This is a genomic window from Streptomyces sp. NPDC005962, assembly GCF_040629205.1.
Classification (GTDB): Bacteria; Actinomycetota; Actinomycetes; order Streptomycetales; family Streptomycetaceae; genus Streptomyces.
The window spans coordinates 89,085-106,989 of record NZ_JBEXVE010000018.1; the positions used below are offsets into that span (position 1 = coordinate 89,085).

Here is a 17,905-nt window from a genome sequence, read left to right on the forward strand (position 1 = left end):
AGCCGGAACCCGAAAGGCACCTCCGTATGACCCCGCACGCCTGGTCACTGCTGCTCATCCTGACCGCGGCGATAGCGGCGCTGATCATCCTGATCAACTCCCGCCTTCGCATACATCCGTTCGTCGCGCTGATCGTCGTCACCGTCGGCACGGGCCTCGCGGCCGGTGAACCGGTCGCCAAACTGGCGTCCTCCATCGAGGAGGGCGCCGGCGGCACCCTGGGCGACGTCGGTATCACGCTGGCGCTGGGCGCCATGCTCGGCCGTCTGCTCTCCGACTCGGGCGCGACCGACGCCATCGCCCACGCCATCGTCGACCGGGCCGGGACACGACGGCTGCCGTGGTTCGTCGCGGGCGCCGCGTTCGTCATCGGCGTGCCGATGTTCTTCGAGGTCGGTCTGATCGTGCTGCTGCCACTGATCTTCAGCGTGGCGCGCAGGCTGGAGGCTCAGGGCGGCACGAAGGGGTCTCCGTACGTCCTGCTGGGCGTGCCCGCCATCGCGGCGCTCTCGACGCTGCACGGCATGCTGCCGCCCCACCCGGGCCCGCTGACGGCCATGACCGGCCTCCACGCCGACCTCGGCCTCACCCTCCTGGTCGGCGTCATCTGCGCCATCCCCACCATCGTGCTGGCCGGTCCCGTCTACGCCCGGTGGATCGCGCCCCGGCTGGCCGATGTCCGCCCGGACGCCGAGCTGGTGGCCCAGTTCACCGGCCCCGCGCGGCAGCCGACTGCCGCTTCGCTCCCCGACGGTCCCGGCGCTCAGCGCCGGACGGACGACACCGGGACCCGCTCGCAGGTGCCCACCGGCCTCGCCATGTGCGCCGTCCTCGTCCCCGTCGTCCTCATGCTGCTGCGCACCCTCGCCGAGACCACGCTGGACGAATCCAGTCAGCTGCGCTCCGCGCTCACCTTCCTCGGCGAACCCCTCATCGCGATGCTCGCCGGATTCCTCTTCGCCCTGGGCGTGACCGTCCTGAGCGGCAACGGCGAGGGTGAGGAGACCCGCCGCTCCATGACGGGCAGTCTGCAGTCCGTCGCGTCCATCCTGCTCATCATCGGTGGCGGCGGCGCGTTCAATCAGGTCCTCCAGGACTCCGGCATCGGCGACGCCATCGCGTCGGCGGCCGAGGGGGCCCATATGAACCTGATCGTCCTGGGCTGGCTGGTCGCCCTGCTGCTGTCCCTCACCACCGGGTCGGCCACGGTCGGCATCGTCTCCGCCACCGGCATCGTCGCGCCGCTGATCGGCACGGGCGGTGGCCTGGAGGCGTCCCTCCTCGTGGTCGCCATCGGTTCGGGCTCGCTCGGCCTGAACTACGTCAACCACGCCGGATTCTGGCTGGTCAAGGAATCCTTCGGCATGAACCTGACGCAGGCCGCGAAGACCCAGACCACGGTGCAGACGCTGGTGAGCGTGCTCGGCCTCGGGATGACCCTGCTGCTGTCCGCCTTCGCCTGACCGGTAAAGTCCGCTCCGCACCAGGTCAGACATGGCATGACGGGGAGAGTGCGAGGAATGGGCCGGTTCCTATGGCTCAGCGGACAGACGCTGGGCAAAAACGAACAACCGCCGCAGGACGGGCGCGTCACCTGGCGAATACGGGTCTCCGACGGCACCCCCGGGCCCGACGGCGTCCTCCCTCCCCTCGCCTTCCCCGAGCGCCGCGACCCGCCCGGCGGCGGCCTCGACGCCTACCGCGCCGCCCGCAAGGACGGCACCCGCGCCTTCACCCTCTGGGCCGACCCGCACCGCGCCCAGGTCTTCGCGCACGTGGTCACCAAGTCGGCGGTCAAGAGCGGTCCGGCCACCTACGAGGTGCTGGGCGGCGCGGGTGAACCCCTCGCGCTCATCACCCGCGAACCGGCCCTGAAGGGCGGCCGGGTCCGCACCCGCTGGACCGTCCAGCAGGCCGGCGCGCCACCCGCGGTCGGGCTGAAGGGGCGGGCCTTCTGGTGGTTCATGTGGTGGCTGATCTCGCCCGTCCAGCTGGCCATCGCGGTCGCCAGCATCCTCGGCGGCGGCGACATCGCCCGCACCCCGCGCCGCACGAAGTGGCGCGCCGACAACCGGGTCGTCCTCGACTTCCAGAGCGGCTCCGGCAGCGCCTTCGAACTGGAGGTGCTCGCGGACTGGTGGGACGACCGCGTCCTCGCCGCGCTCGTCGCCCTCCTCGGCAGCCATGACGGCTGGCTGGGCAGCCAGTGGGACACCGCGAGCCAGTCCTAGGGCCAGTCCTGGGGCCGCCTGCACTCCCGCTGTGGCCCAGGTGTCAGATGTACCCGGATGATGTGGGTGTACCGGGTGGCCGTTCCAGCGGATAAGGTCACAACGGCTTCGACTGCCTGTGCGAAAGCAAGGGGTACCAGGGTGACGGACGCGGCGAAGGCCGAGGCGGCGGCAGAAGTGAAGACGTGGGCGCAGGGGCAGGCGACGCCCCCGAAGCGGGTGCTGATCGCCGCCGACAAGTTCAAAGGCTCCCTCACCGCCGTCGAGGTGGCCGAACGGGTGACTGCCGGGCTGCGGCGCGGCTGGTCCGGCGGGGCCGATCTGCTCCGTATCGACGCGCTCCCGGTCGCCGACGGCGGGGACGGCACGGTGGACGCGGCGGTCGCGGCCGGGTTCGAACGGCGCGAGGCGCGGGTGACCGGGCCGCTGGGCGACCCGGTCACGGCGGCGTACGCGCTGCGCGACGACGGCACGGCCGTGGTGGAGATGGCCGAGGCATCCGGGCTGCGGCACCTCCCGGACGGGGTCTTCGCGCCGCTCGACGCCACCACGTACGGCAGCGGCGAGCTGCTGCGGGCGGCGCTCGACGCGGGCGCCCGCACGATCGTCTTCGGCGTCGGCGGCAGCGCCACGACCGATGGCGGCGCCGGAATGCTGAGCGCGCTCGGCGCGCGCTTCCTGCGCGCCGACGGCACGCCCGTCGCGCCGGGCGGCGGCGCGCTGGGCGAACTGGCCACGGCGGATCTGTCCGGCCTCGACCCGCGGCTCGGGCCGGTGGAGCTCGTGCTGGCCAGCGATGTCGACAATCCGCTGACCGGGCCGAAGGGCGCGGCGGCGATCTACGGCCCGCAGAAGGGCGCGAGCGAGGCCGATGTGGCGGCTCTGGACGCCGCCCTCGCCACGTACGTACGCGTCCTGGAGCGCGCCGTGGGTGCGCGGGCCGCCGAGTACGCGGCCGCGCCCGGCGCGGGCGCGGCGGGCGGCATCGGCTTCGGCGCGCTGCTGGGCCTCGGCGCGGTGTTCCGCCCCGGGATCGAGGTGATGCTGGACGTCCTGGGCTTCGCCGCCGCCCTGGAGGGCGCCGACCTGGTGATCACGGGGGAGGGCTCGCTGGACGAGCAGACCCTGCACGGCAAGGCCCCGGCGGGCGTCGCGGCGGCGGCACGGGCGCGGGGCATCGAGGTGGTCGCGGTCTGCGGCCGCCTCGCGCTCTCCCCGGCGGCCCTCGGCGGCGCCGGTATCCGCCGCGCGTACCCCCTGACGGACCTGGAGCCGGACCCGGCCCGCTGCATCGCGCACGCGGGCCCCCTCCTGGAACGCGCGGCCGAACGCCTGGCGACGGACTTCCTGGGCTGACCCCGCGACTCCCGCCCCGGGTCGGGGGGTGTCACCCGTCGCGAAGCACTCGGCGCCGGACGTCCCCGTCCTGCCGCCGAGTGGACACCGGGGCTTGTTCCCCGCCCCGCCCCTTCCCGAACCGGGGCAAGCCCCCGGCCCTCCACCGGGGCTGCGCCCCGGGCCCCGTTGGCCCCGGCTCGGGGCTGCGCCCTGGCCGCACAAGTGCACAGGTTGCGGAGGGCCTGGTGGCGGGCTGGCCTGGCATGACGCGGGGGCTTGTTCCCCGCCCCGCCCCTTCCCGAACCGGGGGCAAGCCCCCGGCCCCCGTCGGGGCTGTGCCCCGGCCCCGGGCCGTCGCATCCCTGGGCCTCTGGCGGGGCTGCGTCCCCGGACCCCGGTGGGGTTGCGCCCCCCCGGACCCCCACCGGGACTGCGCCCCTGCCTCAGCGCGGCCCCCGGGTCTCGACGGGGCCTCAGCTCCGGGGCCCTGCCGGGGCTGTGCCCTGGAGCCCCGGCAGGGTTGCGCCCCAGGGCCCGGTCCGGGCCTCCGGCGGGGCTGTGCCCCTGGCCTCTGCCGGGCTGGCGGGCTCGTGCCGGGGCTGTGTCCGCTGGGCTGCGCCGTCCCACCGGGTCTGCCGTGGCGTGTGACCCGGCTTCGGCGGAGGCTGTGCCCCAAACGCGTCGGCGCGTGCCGAGGCGGTGCCTCGACCTCGCCCTGGGCCTGGCCGCCTGGGCCGTCGCGGGGGTCTGCGCGCGGCGGCCCGGCCGGGACGGCGGGCCGATGTCGGTGCGCAGCCGTACGCTGCTGCGGCGAAAGGGAGGTGTGGCCGTGTCCGACGTCATCATCCGCGTCACCGCAGAGGTACGCGACCGGCTTGCCGAGGCGGCGGGAGCCGAGGGGCTGGCCCTCGGCGACTACCTCGCCCGGCATGCCGCCTCACTGCCGACGGCGAGCGAGCGTCCTGGCCGGGCCGGGGAGGTCCGCGCGGCCCTGCGGGCATGGAACGGCTACGACCCCGGCGAGGCCGAGGTGGCTGACCTGGATGCCGAGCTGGACCGTCGGCTGGTCGAGGCCCGCGGGCTTAAGGACGTGAGCGGCGCGCCGCGGTCGTAAACGCCGAACGCCGCGGGGCCCGAGCGGTGTGCTCGGGCCCCGCGGCGTGTCGGACGGTGTCCGTGGGCGGGCCCTAGGGGATCTGGGCCGCCCGCGCCTCGCGGCGGTTGTCGCGGAAGGCGTTGACTCGGCGGGCGGTGGCGAAGAGGGGGATCACCGCGCCCATGACGACCTGGAGGGCGCACGCCGACTGGAGCAGGAGCTCGCCGCCGGGGGCCTCGAAGGCCCAGGCGGCCAGCAGGGCCATGCTGGTGACGATCCAGCCGAGCATGGCCACGGCGAGGCGGCCGCGCGGCTTGGGGTACTCGACGCGGCTCACCATCAGCCACGCCACACCGATGATCGCCAGCAGGGTCGGCACGAAGGGCAGGCCCAGCAGGACGACCGAGACGACCGTGAGCGCGCCGAAGGGGCTCGGCATGCCCTGGAAGACGCCGTCGCGCAGGGTGACGCAGGAGAATCTGGCCAGCCGGAGGACGACGGCGAGGAGCACCACGATCGCGCCCACCACCGAGACCCGCTGGTAGGCGTCGTCGGCGACCATGCCCCAGACGAGGACGAAGTACGCCGGGGCGAGCCCGAAGCTGACCAGGTCGGAGAGGTTGTCCAGCTCCGCGCCCATGGCCGAGCTGCGCAGCTTCCGTGCGACGAGGCCGTCGAAGAGGTCGAAGACGGACGCCAGCAGCATCAGCATGACCGCGGAGGCGGCGCTGTGGCGGGTCATACCGCCGTCCTCGCTGCCCGTGAGGTGCGGGATGAGGACGCCGGTGGTGGTGAAGTAGACCGCCAGGAAGCCACAGGTGGCGTTGCCGAGGGTCAGGGTGTCCGCTATCGACAGCCGGGTCGACAGTGGCATGTCGTCCGTCTCGTCGACGCCGTCCACGTCGGCCTCGGGCACCCAGGCGGCCTGGGTATCGGGATCAATCACGGTCAAGGCGAGTCACCCCCGCGGTGGTCGGCTGGCCGACCTCGACCGCGACATCGACGCCCTCGGGGAGGTAGACGTCCACGCGCGAGCCGAAGCGGATGAGACCGATCCGCTCACCCTGTTCGACCTTGGTGCCCTGCGGCACGTACGGAACGATTCGGCGGGCGACCGCGCCCGCGATCTGGACCATCTCGATGTCGCCCAGCTCGGTGTCGAAGTGCCAGACGACCCGCTCGTTGTTCTCGCTCTCCTTGTTGAACGCGGGAACGAAGCCGCCCGGGATGTGCTCGACGGAGGCCACGGTGGCGGCCAGCGGAGCACGGTTCACATGGACGTTGAGCGGGCTCATGAAGATCGCGACGCGGGTACGCCCGTCCTTCCACGGCATGATGCTCTGCACCACGCCGTCGGCCGGTGAGATGACGCGGCCCTGAGAGATCTCTCTCTCGGGGTCACGGAAAAACCACAGCATGCCCGCCGCGAGTGCGGTGGCGGGCACGGCGACTGCCGCCCAGCGTCCTGAGCGACGGGCGCGGGTGAGGCTGACCGCCGCCGTGGCGACGGTCGGGAGGAGCCACGGCGATGCTCCGCGCGCGAGGCGGACGCGGCCGCGTTGTGCAGAGGATTGGCTGTGGGGCATGGATGACCTTCGTAGCGGAGGATGCCGCGACGCAAGACTGGGGACGGCGGCTTTCCCGGATGGTATCGGTTGCGAGCGGTAACTGGGCAAGCGCCAGGGCCTGTCGGTGGCCGGTGAGTGGCCGAAGACCCATGGCGCGGTGTGACCTTCTTCTCTCGGATACCACCCCAAAAGGGACATCAGCCTTGGGTTCGGTAATCCTCCAGCAGTCGTCGTCCAATAATCATTTTCTGAATCTCGGCGGTACCTTCGCCGATGAGGAGCATCGGTGCCTCGCGGTAGAGACGCTCGATCTCGTATTCCTTGGAGAAGCCGTACCCGCCGTGGATGCGGAAGGCGTCCTCCACGACCTCTTTGCAGTACTCCGACGCCAGGTACTTCGCCATTCCCGCTTCGAGGTCGTTGCGCGCACCCGCGTCCTTCTTGCGGGCCGCATTGACCATCATCGCATGCGCCGCCTCGACCTTTGTTCCCATTTCGGCCAGTTTGAACTGGATGGCTTGATGCTGGGCGATCGGCTTACCGAAGGTATGCCGCTGCTGTGCGTACGCGACGCCCAGCTCGAATGCGCGTTGTGCCACGCCACAGCCGCGCGCGGCCACATTGACCCGGCCGACCTCCACGCCGTCCATCATTTGGTAAAAACCCCGGTTGGTCGTTCCGCCGAGCACCCGATCGGCCGGAATGCGCAGTCCGTCCATGATGAGCTCGGTGGTGTCGACCCCCTTGTAGCCCATCTTCTCGATCTTGCCGGGAATGGTCAGACCGGGCCGGACCTCGCCGAAGCCCGGCTCCTTCTCGACCAGGAAGGTGGTCATGGACTTGTGCGGGGCGGTGCCCTCCCCGGCGCCTTCCCCGGTCCGGCACAGGACCGCCACCAGCGTGGACGTACCGCCGTTGGTCAGCCACATCTTCTGGCCGGTCAGCACGTACTCGTCACCGTCCGGCACCGCCTTGCTGCTGATCGCCGACACATCCGAGCCCAGCGCCGGCTCCGACATCGAGAAGGCACCGCGGGTCTCCCCGAGTGCCATCTTGGGCAGGAAATAGTCCTTCTGCTCCTGGGTGCCGTGCTGCTTCAGCATGTACGCCACGATGAAGTGGGTGTTGATGATGCCGGAGACGCTCATCCAGCCGCGGGCGATCTCCTCCACGCACAGTGCGTAAGTGAGCAGTGACTCGCCCAGGCCGCCGTATTCCTCCGGGATCATCAGCCCGAAGAGCCCCAGCTCCTTCAGGCCCTCGACGATCCGGGTCGGATATTCGTCGCGGTGCTCCAGTTCGCTGGCGACCGGCAGGATCTCCTTGTCGACAAACTCCCTGACCGTGGAGAGGATCTCCCGCTGGATGTCGGTCAGCCCCTCGGTCTGCGCCAGACGGCCCATATCACTGCCCTCCCAGCTCCGGGCGGCCCGGCTGCTCGCCGCCCCGCTCCTTGATGTACGTGGCGGTAGGCACCATCACCTTCCGCCGGAAGACGCATACGAGAGTGCCGTCCTGCTTGTAGCCCTTCGTCTCCACATGCACGATTCCGCGGTCGGATTTGGACTTCGACGGCGTCTTGTCCAGCACCGCGGTCTCGCCGTAGATGGTGTCGCCATGGAACGTCGGCGCGACGTGCTTCAGCGACTCGACCTCCAGGTTGGCGATGGCCTTTCCGGAGACGTCCGGGACCGACATGCCGAGCAGCAGGGAGTAGATGTAGTTCCCGACGACGACGTTTTTGCCGAAATCGGTCGTCTTCTCGGCATAGTTGCTGTCCATGTGCAGCGGGTGATGATTCATGGTGAGCAGACAGAAGAGATGGTCGTCGTACTCGGTAACCGTCTTTCCCGGCCAGTGCCGGTAGATGTCGCCCACCGTGAACTCTTCGTAAGTGCGGCCGAACTGCATCGTGCTCACGCCTCCGGGGGCTCGAAGGTGGACGTCCGGGTCATTCCGGCCGCGCGGCCCTTGCCCGCGACGACCAGCGCCATCTTGCGGCTGGCCTCGTCGATCATCTCGTCGCCCAGCATCGCCGAGCCCTTCATGCCGCCGGCCTCGGACGTGCAGTACTCGTACGCGTCGAGGATCAGCTCGGCGTGGTCGTAGTCCTCCTGCGACGGCGAGAAGACCTCGTTCGCCGCCTCCACCTGACCCGGGTGCAGCACCCATTTGCCGTCGAAGCCGAGCGCCGCCGCGCGCCCGGCCACCTCGCGGTAGCCGTCCACGTTCTTGATCTGGAGGTACGGGCCGTCGATGGCCTGGAGGTCATGGGTGCGGGCGGCCATCAGGATGCGCATCAGGATGTAGTGGTAGGCGTCCGCCGGGTAGCCGGGCGGCTGCTCGCCCACGACCAGCGACTTCATATTGATCGACGCCATGAAGTCGGCCGGGCCGAAGACGATGGTCTCCAGCCGGGGCGAGGCACCGGCGATCTCGTCGACGTTCACCAGGCCCTTGGCGTTCTCGATCTGCGCCTCGATGCCGATCCGGCCGACCTCGAAGCCCATCGTCTTCTCGATCTGGGTGAGCAGCAGGTCCAGCGTCCGCACCTGCTGGGCGTCCTGCACCTTCGGCAGCATGACGCAGTCCAGGTTCGGGCCCGCGCCCTCGACGACCGTGATGACGTCCCGGTACGTCCAGTGGGTGGTCCAGTCGTTGACCCGCACCACCCGGGTCTTGCCCGTCCAGTCGCCCTCGTTCAGCGCCTTGACGATGGAGTGCCGGGCGTCCTCCTTGGCCAGTGGCGCGCACGCGTCCTCCAGGTCCAGGAACACCTGGTCGGCCGGGAGGCCCTGGGCCTTCTCCAGGAAGCGCGGATTGGACCCGGGCACGGCCAGGCAGGAGCGGCGCGGCCGCAGCACTCGGTCTGCGGTGGCGGGCGCGGGGGCGGGGGCGGTCATACGGGAACCTCCAGTGCGGGAAGCGTGTTCGCGGTACGGATCTCGTCGACGATACGGCCGATGATCTCCGTGATACCGAAGTCCTTGGGGGTGAAGACGGCAGCGACACCCGCCGCGCGCAGTGCGGCGGCGTCCGCGGCCGGGATGATGCCGCCGACGATGACGGGAATGTCCCGCGCCCCGGCCTGCCGCAGCCGCTCCAGGACGTCGGGCACCAGCTCGGCGTGCGAGCCGGAGAGGATCGACAGGCCCACGCAGTGCACGTCCTCGGCGACGGCCGCCGCGACGATCTGCTCCGGGGTGAGCCTGATGCCCTGGTAGATCACCTCGAACCCGGCGTCCCGGGCCCGTACGGCGATCTGCTCGGCGCCGTTGCTGTGCCCGTCCAGGCCGGGCTTGCCGACCAGCAGCCGCAGCCGCCCGCCGCCCAGCTCGGCCGCGGTCTTCCCGACCTTCTCGCGGACGGCGGCGAGCGCGCTGCCCGCCTCCGCGGTGACGGCCAGCGGCGCCCCGCCGACCCCGGTGGGGGCCCGGAACTCGCCGAACACATCGCGCAGCGCCCAGGACCACTCGCCGGTGGTGACCCCGGCGCGGGCGCACTCCACCGTCGCGGCCATCAGGTTGTCGGTGCCCATGGCGGCCTTGCGCAGCGCCGAGAGGGCGCTGTCGGCGCGGTGGGCGTCGCGCTGCTCACGCCAGGTGTGCAGGGCGGAGACCACCCGTGCCTCGTTCGCCGGGTCGACCGTCATGATCGCGGTGTCCAGGTCGGCGGTGAGCGGATTGGGCTCGGTGCCTTCGTAGCAGTTGACGCCGACGATCTTCTCCTCGCCCGCCTCGATCCTCGCCCGCCGCGCGGCGTGCGAGGCGACCAGCTGGGCCTTGAGATAGCCGGACTCGACGGCGGCCATCGCCCCGCCCATCTCCTGGATGCGCTCGATCTCGGCCTCGGTCTCCTCGGTCAGCTCGGCGACCTTGGCCTCGATGACGTGCGAGCCCGCGAAGATGTCGTCGTACTCCAGCAGATCGCTCTCCTGCGCCAGCACCTGCTGGATGCGCAGCGACCACTGCTGGTCCCAGGGCCGGGGCAGCCCCAGCGCCTCGTTCCAGGCGGGCAGCTGGACGGCGCGGGCGCGGGCGTCCTTGGAGAGGGTGACGGCGAGCATCTCCAGCACGATGCGCTGGACGTTGTTCTCCGGCTGGGCCTCGGTCAGCCCGAGCGAGTTGACCTGGACGCCGTAGCGGAAGCGGCGGTGCTTGGAGTTCTCGATGCCGTACCGCTCGCGGGTGATCCGGTCCCAGATGCGGCCGAAGGCGCGCATCTTGCACATCTCTTCGATGAACCGGACGCCCGCGTTCACGAAGAAGGAGATCCGGGCCACCACCTCGCCCTTGCGCTCCTGCGGCACCTGCCCGGAGGCGAACACCGCGTCCAGGACGGCGATCGCCGTCGACATGGCGTACGCGATCTCCTGCACCGGAGTGGCCCCGGCCTCCTGCAAGTGGTAGCTGCAGATGTTGATCGGGTTCCACTTGGGGATGTGGTGGACCGTGTACGCGATCATGTCGGTGGTCAGCCGCAGGCTCGGCCCCGGCGGGAAGACATGCGTCCCGCGCGACAGGTACTCCTTGACGATGTCGTTCTGCGTCGTCCCCTGGAGCTTGGCGCTGTCGGCACCGTGCTCCTCCGCGACCACCTGGTACAGCGCCAGCAGCCACATGGCGGTGGCGTTGATGGTCATGGAGGTGTTCATCTGCTCCAGCGGGATGTCCTGGAACAGCCGCCGCATGTCGCCCAGATGGGAGACCGGGACCCCGACCCGGCCCACCTCGCCCCGGGCGAGGATGTGGTCGGGGTCGTAGCCGGTCTGGGTGGGCAGGTCGAAGGCGACCGACAGCCCGGTCTGGCCCTTGGCCAGGTTGCGCCGGTACAGCTCGTTGGACGCCTCGGCGGTGGAGTGCCCGGCGTACGTCCGCATGAGCCACGGGCGGTCCTTGGGGCGGGGTTCGCCACTCATCACACGTCCCTGAAGCGATTGATGGCGTCGATGTGCTGGTCGCGCATCGTCTGGTCGCGCACACCCATACCCTCCTCGGGGGCCAGGCACAGCACGCCGACCTTGCCCTGGTGGAGGTTGCGGTGGACGTCGTACGCGGCCTGGCCGGTCTCGTCCATGCGGTATGTCTTGGACAGCGTCGGGTGGATCTTGCCCTTGGCGATGAGGCGGTTGGCCTCCCACGCCTCGCGGTAGTTGGCGAAGTGCGAGCCGACGATCCGCTTCAGCGACATCCACAGGTAGCGGTTGTCGTACTCATGGGTGTAGCCGGACGTCGACGCGCAGGTGACGATCGTGCCGCCCTTGCGGGTGACGTACACCGAGGCGCCGAAGGTCTCCCGGCCCGGGTGCTCGAAGACGATGTCCACGTCCTCGCCGCCGGTCAGTTCGCGGATCTTCTTGCCGAACCGCTTCCACTCGCGCGGGTCCTGGGTGTGCTCGTCCTGCCAGAAGCGGTAGTCCTCGGCGGTGCGGTCGATGATCGCCCTGGCCCCCATCTTCCGGCAGATCTCGGCCTTCTGCGGGGAGGAGACGACGCAGACCGGGTTCGCCCCGCCCGCCAGCGCGAACTGGGTGGCGTAGGAGCCGAGTCCACCGCTCGCGCCCCAGATCAGCACGTTGTCGCCCTGCTTCATCCCGGCGCCGTTGCGGGAGACGAGCTGCCGGTACGCGGTCGAGTTGACCAGGCCCGGCGCGGCCGCCTCCTCCCAGCTCAGGTGGCGCGGCTTGGGCATGAGCTGGTTGGACTTGACGAGGGCGATCTCGGCGAGCCCGCCGAAGTTGGTCTCGAAGCCCCAGATGCGCTGCTCGGGGTCGAGCATGGTGTCGTCGTGGCCGTCGGCGCTCTCCAGCTCGACCGACAGGCAGTGCGCGACGACCTCGGCGCCCGGCTTCCAGGCGTTCACGCCGGGGCCGGTGCGCAGCACGACGCCCGCGAGGTCGGAGCCGATGATGTGGTACGGCAGATCGTGCCGCTTGGCGAGCGGGGAGAGCTTGCCGTACCGCTCCAGGAAGGCGAAGGTGGACAGCGGCTCGAAGATCGAGGTCCACACGGAGTTGTAGTTGACGGAGCTGGCCATCACGGCGACGAGGGCCTCGCCGGGGCCGAGTTCGGGCACCGGGACCTCGTCCACGTGCAGCGACTTGCGGGGGTCCTTCTCCTTGGTGGTGAGGCCCGCGAACATGTCGGCCTCGTCCTTGCGCACGGTCACCGCGCGGTACGACTCGGGGACGCGCAGGGCCGCGAAGTCCTGGGGGCTCGTGTCCGACGCGAGGATCGCGTCAAGTATCTCGTTCATCGGTGCCTCCGGCGAAGCGTCCATGAGGGGACGCCTGAGGGAACGCTGGGCTCGTGACGGGGGTGAAGAGCTGCTGGCTGTGAAAGCTGCTGGCTGGCTGCTGTGCCGTCGGTTCGGCGGAGGTTCTTCGGCCTGGGGCGCGGGTGAGCGCCGTGAGCCCGCCTGGTGACGCAGGCGGTGTCCGGGCGCACAAGGCGGCTTGCGGGGACAGCCGACGCGCGGGGTGTGCAGCGCGCCGGCCGCCCGGACATCTTCACGGTATGGCACGGTGTGCCACCCCGCAAGACACTGAGTGCCAACAAATTCTCTCAGTTGTCATCTCGGCTGCACGCATGAGCAAGAAACGGCCGCCCCGGGAGGGGCGGCCGTTGCGGATGGTGTTCGGTTGTGTGGTTCTGGTTTCCTAGCCGTTCTTTTCCAGGGTGAGGGCGAAGACGTGGGCCCGGGCGGTGCCCGATGCCGGGGCGGCCAGGGTGACCGAGGACAGCTCCTTGGCCGGGTCCAGCGCCACCACCTGGTGGAAGATCGCCCCCTTCGTGCCCACCGGTCCGCTCCGGGCGTGGATCTGGCTGGTCCGCACCGCCTCGGTCTCCCCGTACGCAGGTCCCGACAGCCACGCCGTGAGCTGGACTTTCACCGTCGCGGTCGAGCCGTCCGCGTACGAGGCGACAGCCGGGATCGTGACGTTGCCGGTGTCGCCCGCGCCCAGCACATGGAGCCTGGCGTAACTCCCCGCCGGGGCCGCGACCTTCTGGCCCGCCGCGATCACGTTGTTGTTCGAGCCCTCGCTGCCGTTGGTGAACGCGAAGGTGATCCCGTCGTCCTCGGTCTGCCCGGTCTGCGGCAGCTGCGCCATCGGGTACGTACGCCCCGTACCGTCGAAGTCGCCGTCGCCGTAGTACATCTCGGTGGTGATGGCGTCGTTGTCGAAGGCGCCGGTCAGATCGACCTGGGTGACCTGGCCCGTCTGCGGCAGCTCCGGCAGCCCCCACCGGTCGGCGGGCTGCGACACCTTCACCGGGGCGATGTGGAAGTCCGGGCGCGATCCCGTGGCCGGGTAGACCACCGCCTCCTCGTCCCGGCCGAGGTCGATCTCGATCACGCCGTCGCCCAGATCCCGCCACTTCGGGGCCGGGCCGCGCACCCCCGCGACCTTGATCCGCCCGGTCAGCGAATGCCGCACCCGGCACGGCTCCCCGGCCAGGCTCCGCATCCGCACCCACCGCGTCCGGCCGCCCTTGCGCACCGCGCTGACCAGGAACGCGCCCTCGGTGCGGAAGTCGTGCAGCGCCACGTCCCGCCACTCGCCGGGCACCCCGGGGAAGAACCGGATGATCCCGCCCCAGCTCTGGCAGAGCATGTCGTGCATCGCCTGCGCGCCCGACAGCGGGGTCTCGATCACCGGGCCCGCCTCGTAGTAGTGCGTATTGGGCTGGATGAAGCGCGCCACCAGCTCGCGCAGATACTTCAGCGCGTCGTCGCCCCGGCCCATCTGGGTCGAGATCGAGGCCGCGCCGGAGAAGCTGTAGCCGCGCAGCGCGCCCTCGAAGCCGATCCAGTGCTCCAGCGAGCGGGTGATCAGGTCGCGGTTCTCCTTCTGGTCCCAGTTGACCAGGTAGAGCGGGTAGACGGAGAGCATGTGCGAGTAGTGGCGGTGCGACTTGGCGAACGGGACGCCGGTGCCGACCATGAAGCCGTTCTCGTCCACCGGGTACGGGACGAGCTTGTCCAGCACCTCACGCCACTTGGGCGCCAGCGGATCGTCCTTGCCGAGCAGTTCGACGGTCTCCAGCAGGGCCCCGCAGGACCAGCGCAGCAGCGCCAGGTCGTAGTTGCAGTCCGGGGCCGGGCCGTACTCGGGCGAGAAGGTTTTCGGCAGATGGAGCCTGCCGTCGGCCTGTTCGGTGAGGAAGTGCAGGTAGTAGTTGGTGGAGCGGCGCAGCAGCGGATAGAGCACGTCCTCCAGCAGGCCCCGGTCCATGGAGTGCCGGTAGTGGAGCCAGACGTTGTGCAGCGCCCAGGGCAGGTTGCCGACCTCCGCCGAGTCGCCGACGCCCGGGACCGGCACCGTGCCGTTGTCCTCGCAATTCGCGTCGGTGGAGCGGCGCAGCCCGGCCGAGTCGGCGCGGTACTCCGGTTTGAGGGCGCCGATCAGGACGTCGGTGTTCTCGGCCAGGGTGCGCGGAATCGCGTCCAGCTCCAGGTGGTTGGAGCCCAGCACCGGCCAGTACTCCAGCTGGACGTTGAGGTTCCACCACACCCCCGGCCAGGGCGTCGGCTCCACCCACGGGCCGGTGGTGGCCATCACGGGGGCGTGCTCCCGGGCCGCGCACGCGAGCTTGTAGAGCTGTATCCAGTAGAAGCTCTGGAGCATCGCGTCGGGGACCGACAGGAAGCTCTTGCGGTAGAAGCGGTGCCACCAGTCGCGGTGGGAGCGCAGCAGGCTGGAGACCGGCAGCGCGGACGCCTTGCGGACCGTGGTGACGGCCCGGCCCTCGGCGTCCGTCCCCGGGTGCGAATGCGCCACGGACAGGTAGTACGTACGCTCCCGGCCCGCGCCGCGCTCCTTGTGCGCGGTCACCGTCTGCCCGCCCGCCACCATGGACTGGACGGTGACGCCGAGCCCGTCCTCGGTGCGGCTGACCGGCGCCGGGTTGGGCTCGAACCCCTTCGGCGGGTCCTCGCGGACGATGCGCGGGCTGACGGCGGGGGAGGGGCGGAACTCCCAGCGGAACCCCTCCTCGCCCGCGCTCGCCTCGACGGTCGCGAGGAGCATCGTCCGGTCGTTGTGGATGAGCGCGCGCAGCGTGAGACGGCCCTTGTCGGTGGTGATCGTGCCGTGTAACTCGGCGTCCCACAGGCTGAGGCGCAGATCGACGCCGGTGATCTTCCCGGCCGGGCGCAGCAGCAGATTGCCGACCGGCAGCCGCGCCACGCCCCAGTCGCTGCCGCCCTGGGTGGGGCGGTGGTCCTGGACCTCGCCGTGGTGGACGGTGAAGCGCAGGGCGTTCTCGCCGGGCTCCTGGTAGACCATCGAGCCGAGCAGGCCGTTGCCGAGGAACGGGCCCTCGTACCAGGTGCGCGGCATCCGCTTCCAGATCAGGTCCTGCGCGGACAGAAAGCGCTGCCATTCGGAGTCCGTCCGCATGCCGCTCAGGACCACGGAACGCCCGCTCTCGGCCGCCTCCGCCTCCGGTGCGGGGAGGGCCGCCCCCGCCGTCGATCCCGCGGCGGCGCCGACGGCCACCCGGCCCAGGAAACCGCGTCTGCTGACTGCCATCGTCGATCAGCTCCGTCCGAAAAGACAGCGAGATTGGTCCGATGATTTGGCTAGACGGGAGCGTAGGAAGGGACTAATGATGCGTCAAGGCGCCAGATAGATCTGATGTATTGGTCTGTTGTGGCACCTCTGTATCGCCACATGTCCCGTGGGAGGGAACGATGCGCGTCATTCGGTCCAGGGTCACCAGAGCCGCGGCGGGTATCGCCTGCGTGGTGGCCACCCTCGTACCACTCCAAGCCGAAGCCGCAGGTCAGGCGGGCGGCTCGAACGACTCGGACAGCCGTAGTTGGCGGCTGACCGCCGGGAAGGGCCAGGTCAGCGGGCAGCTCGACCTGACCCGCGACGGCGGCCTCACCCTCACCGCCCGGCACGGCTCCACCACCGTCCTGCGGCCCTCCGCGCTCGGCATCCGCACCGCCGACACCGACTACGGAAAGGGCTTGCGGTTCGCGGGGCGCAGCGACCGCGCCATCCACGAGACCTACACGACCACCACCGGACGCCGGACCCGGCACACCTCCGATGCCTCCGAGTCGACCTTCACCTTCCGCAAGGACGGACGGACGCTGAAGGTGATCGTCCGCGTCTCGGCGGACGGGGTGGCGTACCGCTACGCGCTGCCCGGCAAGGACACCGTCACCGTGCTGGGGGAGACCTCGGAGTTCGCCGTACCGCCGACCGCCGATTCGTATCTGCTGCCGTACGACAACGGGCGCTCCGACTACGAGTCCGCCCATGACCGCGGGAGCGTCGCCGACGCCAAGGCGGGCGACTACGGCTATCCGTCGCTCTTCCACATCGGCAAGAGCTGGATGCTGGTCGAGGAGGCCGACCTCAACAGCTCCTACGGCGGCTCCCGGCTCACCCTCGACGCCACCACCGACCGCTTCCACCTCACCCTCCCCGACCCCGCCGAGGTCAGCGCCCCGGGGCTGACCACCCCCTGGCGGACCATGGTCATCGGCGACCTCGCCACCGTCACCGAAAGCGACCTGCCGACCGACCTCGCCGCGCCGTCGAAGGTCGCCGACACCTCATGGATCAAGCCCGGCAAGGCCGCCTGGTCGTGGTGGTCGGATGGCAGCAGCCCGGCCAGCCTCGCCGCGCAGAAGAAGTTCGTCGACTTCGCCGCCCGGGAGGGCTGGGAATACGTCCTGGTCGACTCCGGCTGGTCCAACGACTGGATGCCCGAACTGACCGCCTACGCCAAGGAGAAGGGCGTCGGCATCTGGGCCTGGGTGCGGTGGCAGACCATCGACCAGCAGAGCGAGCGGGACAAGCTGTTCGCGCAGTACAAGTCCTGGGGGATCGTCGGGCTGAAGATCGACTTCCTGGAGTCGGACGGGCAGGACCGGATGCGGTGGTACGACGCCGTCTTCAAGGACAGCGCCAAGCACCGGCTCATGCTGAACTTCCACGGCGCGACGATTCCGCGCGGGCAGGAGCGGACCTGGCCGCAGATGATGAGCGTCGAGGCGGTCAAGGGCGCCGAGGGCACCCGCCCCAAGCCGGGCCGCCAGCCCTTCCCGGCCGCCCACTACACGACGCTGCCCTTCACCCGGAACCTCATCGGCCCCATGGACTTCACCCCCGTGACGTTCACCGGTGTGCGGCCCACCAGTGACGCCGCCGAGCTGGCGCTGTCCGTGGTGTACGAGTCCGGGGTCCAGCACTTCGCCGACAGCGTCGAGTCGTACGACGCCCACCCGGCGGCGCTGAAGTTCCTGGACGAGCTGCCCACGGTGTGGGACGACACTCAGCTCGTCGACGGCGACCCCGGCGACCGCGCCGTCCTCGCCCGCCGTTCCGGCGACGACTGGTACCTGGGCGCCATCACCTCGGGCGACGCCCGCACTCTGGACGAGCCGCTGCGCTTCCTGGGCTCTGGCACGTGGCGGGCGGAGGTGTACCGGGACGGCCCGGACGGCAAGATCATCACCGAAACCCAAGAGGTCACGGCGGCCTCGCGCCTGTCGATCGCGGTCCCGAAGAACGGCGGCTACGCGGTCCGCTTCACCCCGACGACCTAGCAACCCCCACCCCGCCCCTCCCCGCAACCGGGGACCGCGCCCCCGGCCCCCGCCCGGGGGCTTACGTCCCCGGGCCCCTGGGGTTGCACCCCGGGCCCCGGCTG

13 protein-coding genes are annotated in these 17,905 nt (G+C 70.6%); 5 read left to right on the forward strand and 8 right to left on the reverse strand.

From position 1 onward, the window contains the following. The first annotated feature begins 26 nt into the window (after nt 1-26). From ABZ370_RS27125 to ABZ370_RS27140, 4 genes are all read left to right on the forward strand, one after another. Nucleotides 27-1,463, forward strand: a complete 1,437-nt coding sequence (locus ABZ370_RS27125) for a gluconate:H+ symporter (protein ID WP_358625701.1) — start codon at nt 27-29, stop codon at nt 1,461-1,463. A gap of 57 nt (nt 1,464-1,520) precedes the next feature. Then, nucleotides 1,521-2,231: a hypothetical protein gene (locus tag ABZ370_RS27130; protein ID WP_358625703.1), complete on the forward strand. Its 711-nt coding sequence runs from the start codon at nt 1,521-1,523 to the stop codon at nt 2,229-2,231. Nucleotides 2,232-2,450: 219 nt separating this feature from the next. Beyond that, the gene (locus ABZ370_RS27135) at nt 2,451-3,587 is read left to right on the forward strand and encodes a glycerate kinase (RefSeq protein ID WP_358625877.1); all 1,137 of its coding nucleotides are present in this window, start codon (nt 2,451-2,453) and stop codon (nt 3,585-3,587) included. 670 nt (nt 3,588-4,257) lie between these two features. After that, nucleotides 4,258-4,683 (forward strand): hypothetical protein, encoded by a 426-nt coding sequence (locus ABZ370_RS27140; protein ID WP_358625705.1) that lies wholly within the window; start codon nt 4,258-4,260, stop codon nt 4,681-4,683. A gap of 73 nt (nt 4,684-4,756) precedes the next feature. On the opposite strand, the gene pssA is transcribed toward ABZ370_RS27140, so the two are convergent. From pssA to ABZ370_RS27180, 8 genes are all read right to left on the reverse strand, one after another. Continuing rightward, nucleotides 4,757-5,617: a CDP-diacylglycerol--serine O-phosphatidyltransferase gene (gene pssA / locus ABZ370_RS27145; protein WP_358625707.1), complete on the reverse strand. Its 861-nt coding sequence runs from the start codon at nt 5,615-5,617 to the stop codon at nt 4,757-4,759. Next, nucleotides 5,604-6,251, reverse strand: coding sequence for a phosphatidylserine decarboxylase (locus tag ABZ370_RS27150; RefSeq protein WP_358625709.1), 648 nt, complete (start codon nt 6,249-6,251; stop codon nt 5,604-5,606). Before ABZ370_RS27150 ends, pssA begins: the two co-directional genes overlap by 14 nt. A gap of 179 nt (nt 6,252-6,430) precedes the next feature. Further along, nucleotides 6,431-7,636: an acyl-CoA dehydrogenase family protein gene (locus ABZ370_RS27155; protein ID WP_358625711.1), complete on the reverse strand. Its 1,206-nt coding sequence runs from the start codon at nt 7,634-7,636 to the stop codon at nt 6,431-6,433. A 1-nt stretch (nt 7,637) separates the two neighbouring features. Further along, on the reverse strand, nt 7,638-8,144 hold the full coding sequence (locus tag ABZ370_RS27160; protein WP_358625879.1) for a MaoC family dehydratase: 507 nt from the start codon (nt 8,142-8,144) through the stop codon (nt 7,638-7,640). Nucleotides 8,145-8,149: 5 nt separating this feature from the next. After that, nucleotides 8,150-9,136 (reverse strand): CoA ester lyase, encoded by a 987-nt coding sequence (locus ABZ370_RS27165; RefSeq protein ID WP_358625713.1) that lies wholly within the window; start codon nt 9,134-9,136, stop codon nt 8,150-8,152. Continuing rightward, complete coding sequence (locus ABZ370_RS27170) at nt 9,133-11,151, reverse strand: protein meaA (protein ID WP_358625715.1); 2,019 nt, start codon at nt 11,149-11,151, stop codon at nt 9,133-9,135. Before ABZ370_RS27170 ends, ABZ370_RS27165 begins: the two co-directional genes overlap by 4 nt. Continuing rightward, on the reverse strand, nt 11,151-12,488 hold the full coding sequence (ccrA, locus tag ABZ370_RS27175) for a crotonyl-CoA carboxylase/reductase (RefSeq protein ID WP_358625717.1): 1,338 nt from the start codon (nt 12,486-12,488) through the stop codon (nt 11,151-11,153). Before ccrA ends, ABZ370_RS27170 begins: the two co-directional genes overlap by 1 nt. A gap of 403 nt (nt 12,489-12,891) precedes the next feature. After that, complete coding sequence (locus ABZ370_RS27180; protein ID WP_358625719.1) at nt 12,892-15,768, reverse strand: twin-arginine translocation signal domain-containing protein; 2,877 nt, start codon at nt 15,766-15,768, stop codon at nt 12,892-12,894. Nucleotides 15,769-15,929: 161 nt separating this feature from the next. Here ABZ370_RS27180 and ABZ370_RS27185 point away from each other — a divergent pair, with 161 nt between their 5' ends. Then, nucleotides 15,930-17,801: a glycoside hydrolase family 97 catalytic domain-containing protein gene (locus ABZ370_RS27185; RefSeq protein WP_358625721.1), complete on the forward strand. Its 1,872-nt coding sequence runs from the start codon at nt 15,930-15,932 to the stop codon at nt 17,799-17,801. Nucleotides 17,802-17,905: the final 104 nt, after the last annotated feature.

Bases quoted from the DNA above. Each gene is read 5' to 3' on its own strand.
- ABZ370_RS27185 (WP_358625721.1), top strand. From the start codon at position 15,930: ATGCGCGTCATTCGGTCCAGGGTCACCAGAGCCGCGGCGGGTATCGCC.
- ABZ370_RS27150 (WP_358625709.1), bottom strand. From the start codon at position 6,251: ATGCCCCACAGCCAATCCTCTGCACAACGCGGCCGCGTCCGCCTCGCG.
- ABZ370_RS27130 (WP_358625703.1), top strand. From the start codon at position 1,521: ATGGGCCGGTTCCTATGGCTCAGCGGACAGACGCTGGGCAAAAACGAA.
- ABZ370_RS27125 (WP_358625701.1), top strand. From the start codon at position 27: ATGACCCCGCACGCCTGGTCACTGCTGCTCATCCTGACCGCGGCGATA.
- ABZ370_RS27180 (WP_358625719.1), bottom strand. From the start codon at position 15,768: ATGGCAGTCAGCAGACGCGGTTTCCTGGGCCGGGTGGCCGTCGGCGCC.
- ccrA (WP_358625717.1), bottom strand. From the start codon at position 12,488: ATGAACGAGATACTTGACGCGATCCTCGCGTCGGACACGAGCCCCCAG.
- ABZ370_RS27170 (WP_358625715.1), bottom strand. From the start codon at position 11,151: ATGAGTGGCGAACCCCGCCCCAAGGACCGCCCGTGGCTCATGCGGACG.
- ABZ370_RS27165 (WP_358625713.1), bottom strand. From the start codon at position 9,136: ATGACCGCCCCCGCCCCCGCGCCCGCCACCGCAGACCGAGTGCTGCGG.
- ABZ370_RS27160 (WP_358625879.1), bottom strand. From the start codon at position 8,144: ATGCAGTTCGGCCGCACTTACGAAGAGTTCACGGTGGGCGACATCTAC.
- ABZ370_RS27155 (WP_358625711.1), bottom strand. From the start codon at position 7,636: ATGGGCCGTCTGGCGCAGACCGAGGGGCTGACCGACATCCAGCGGGAG.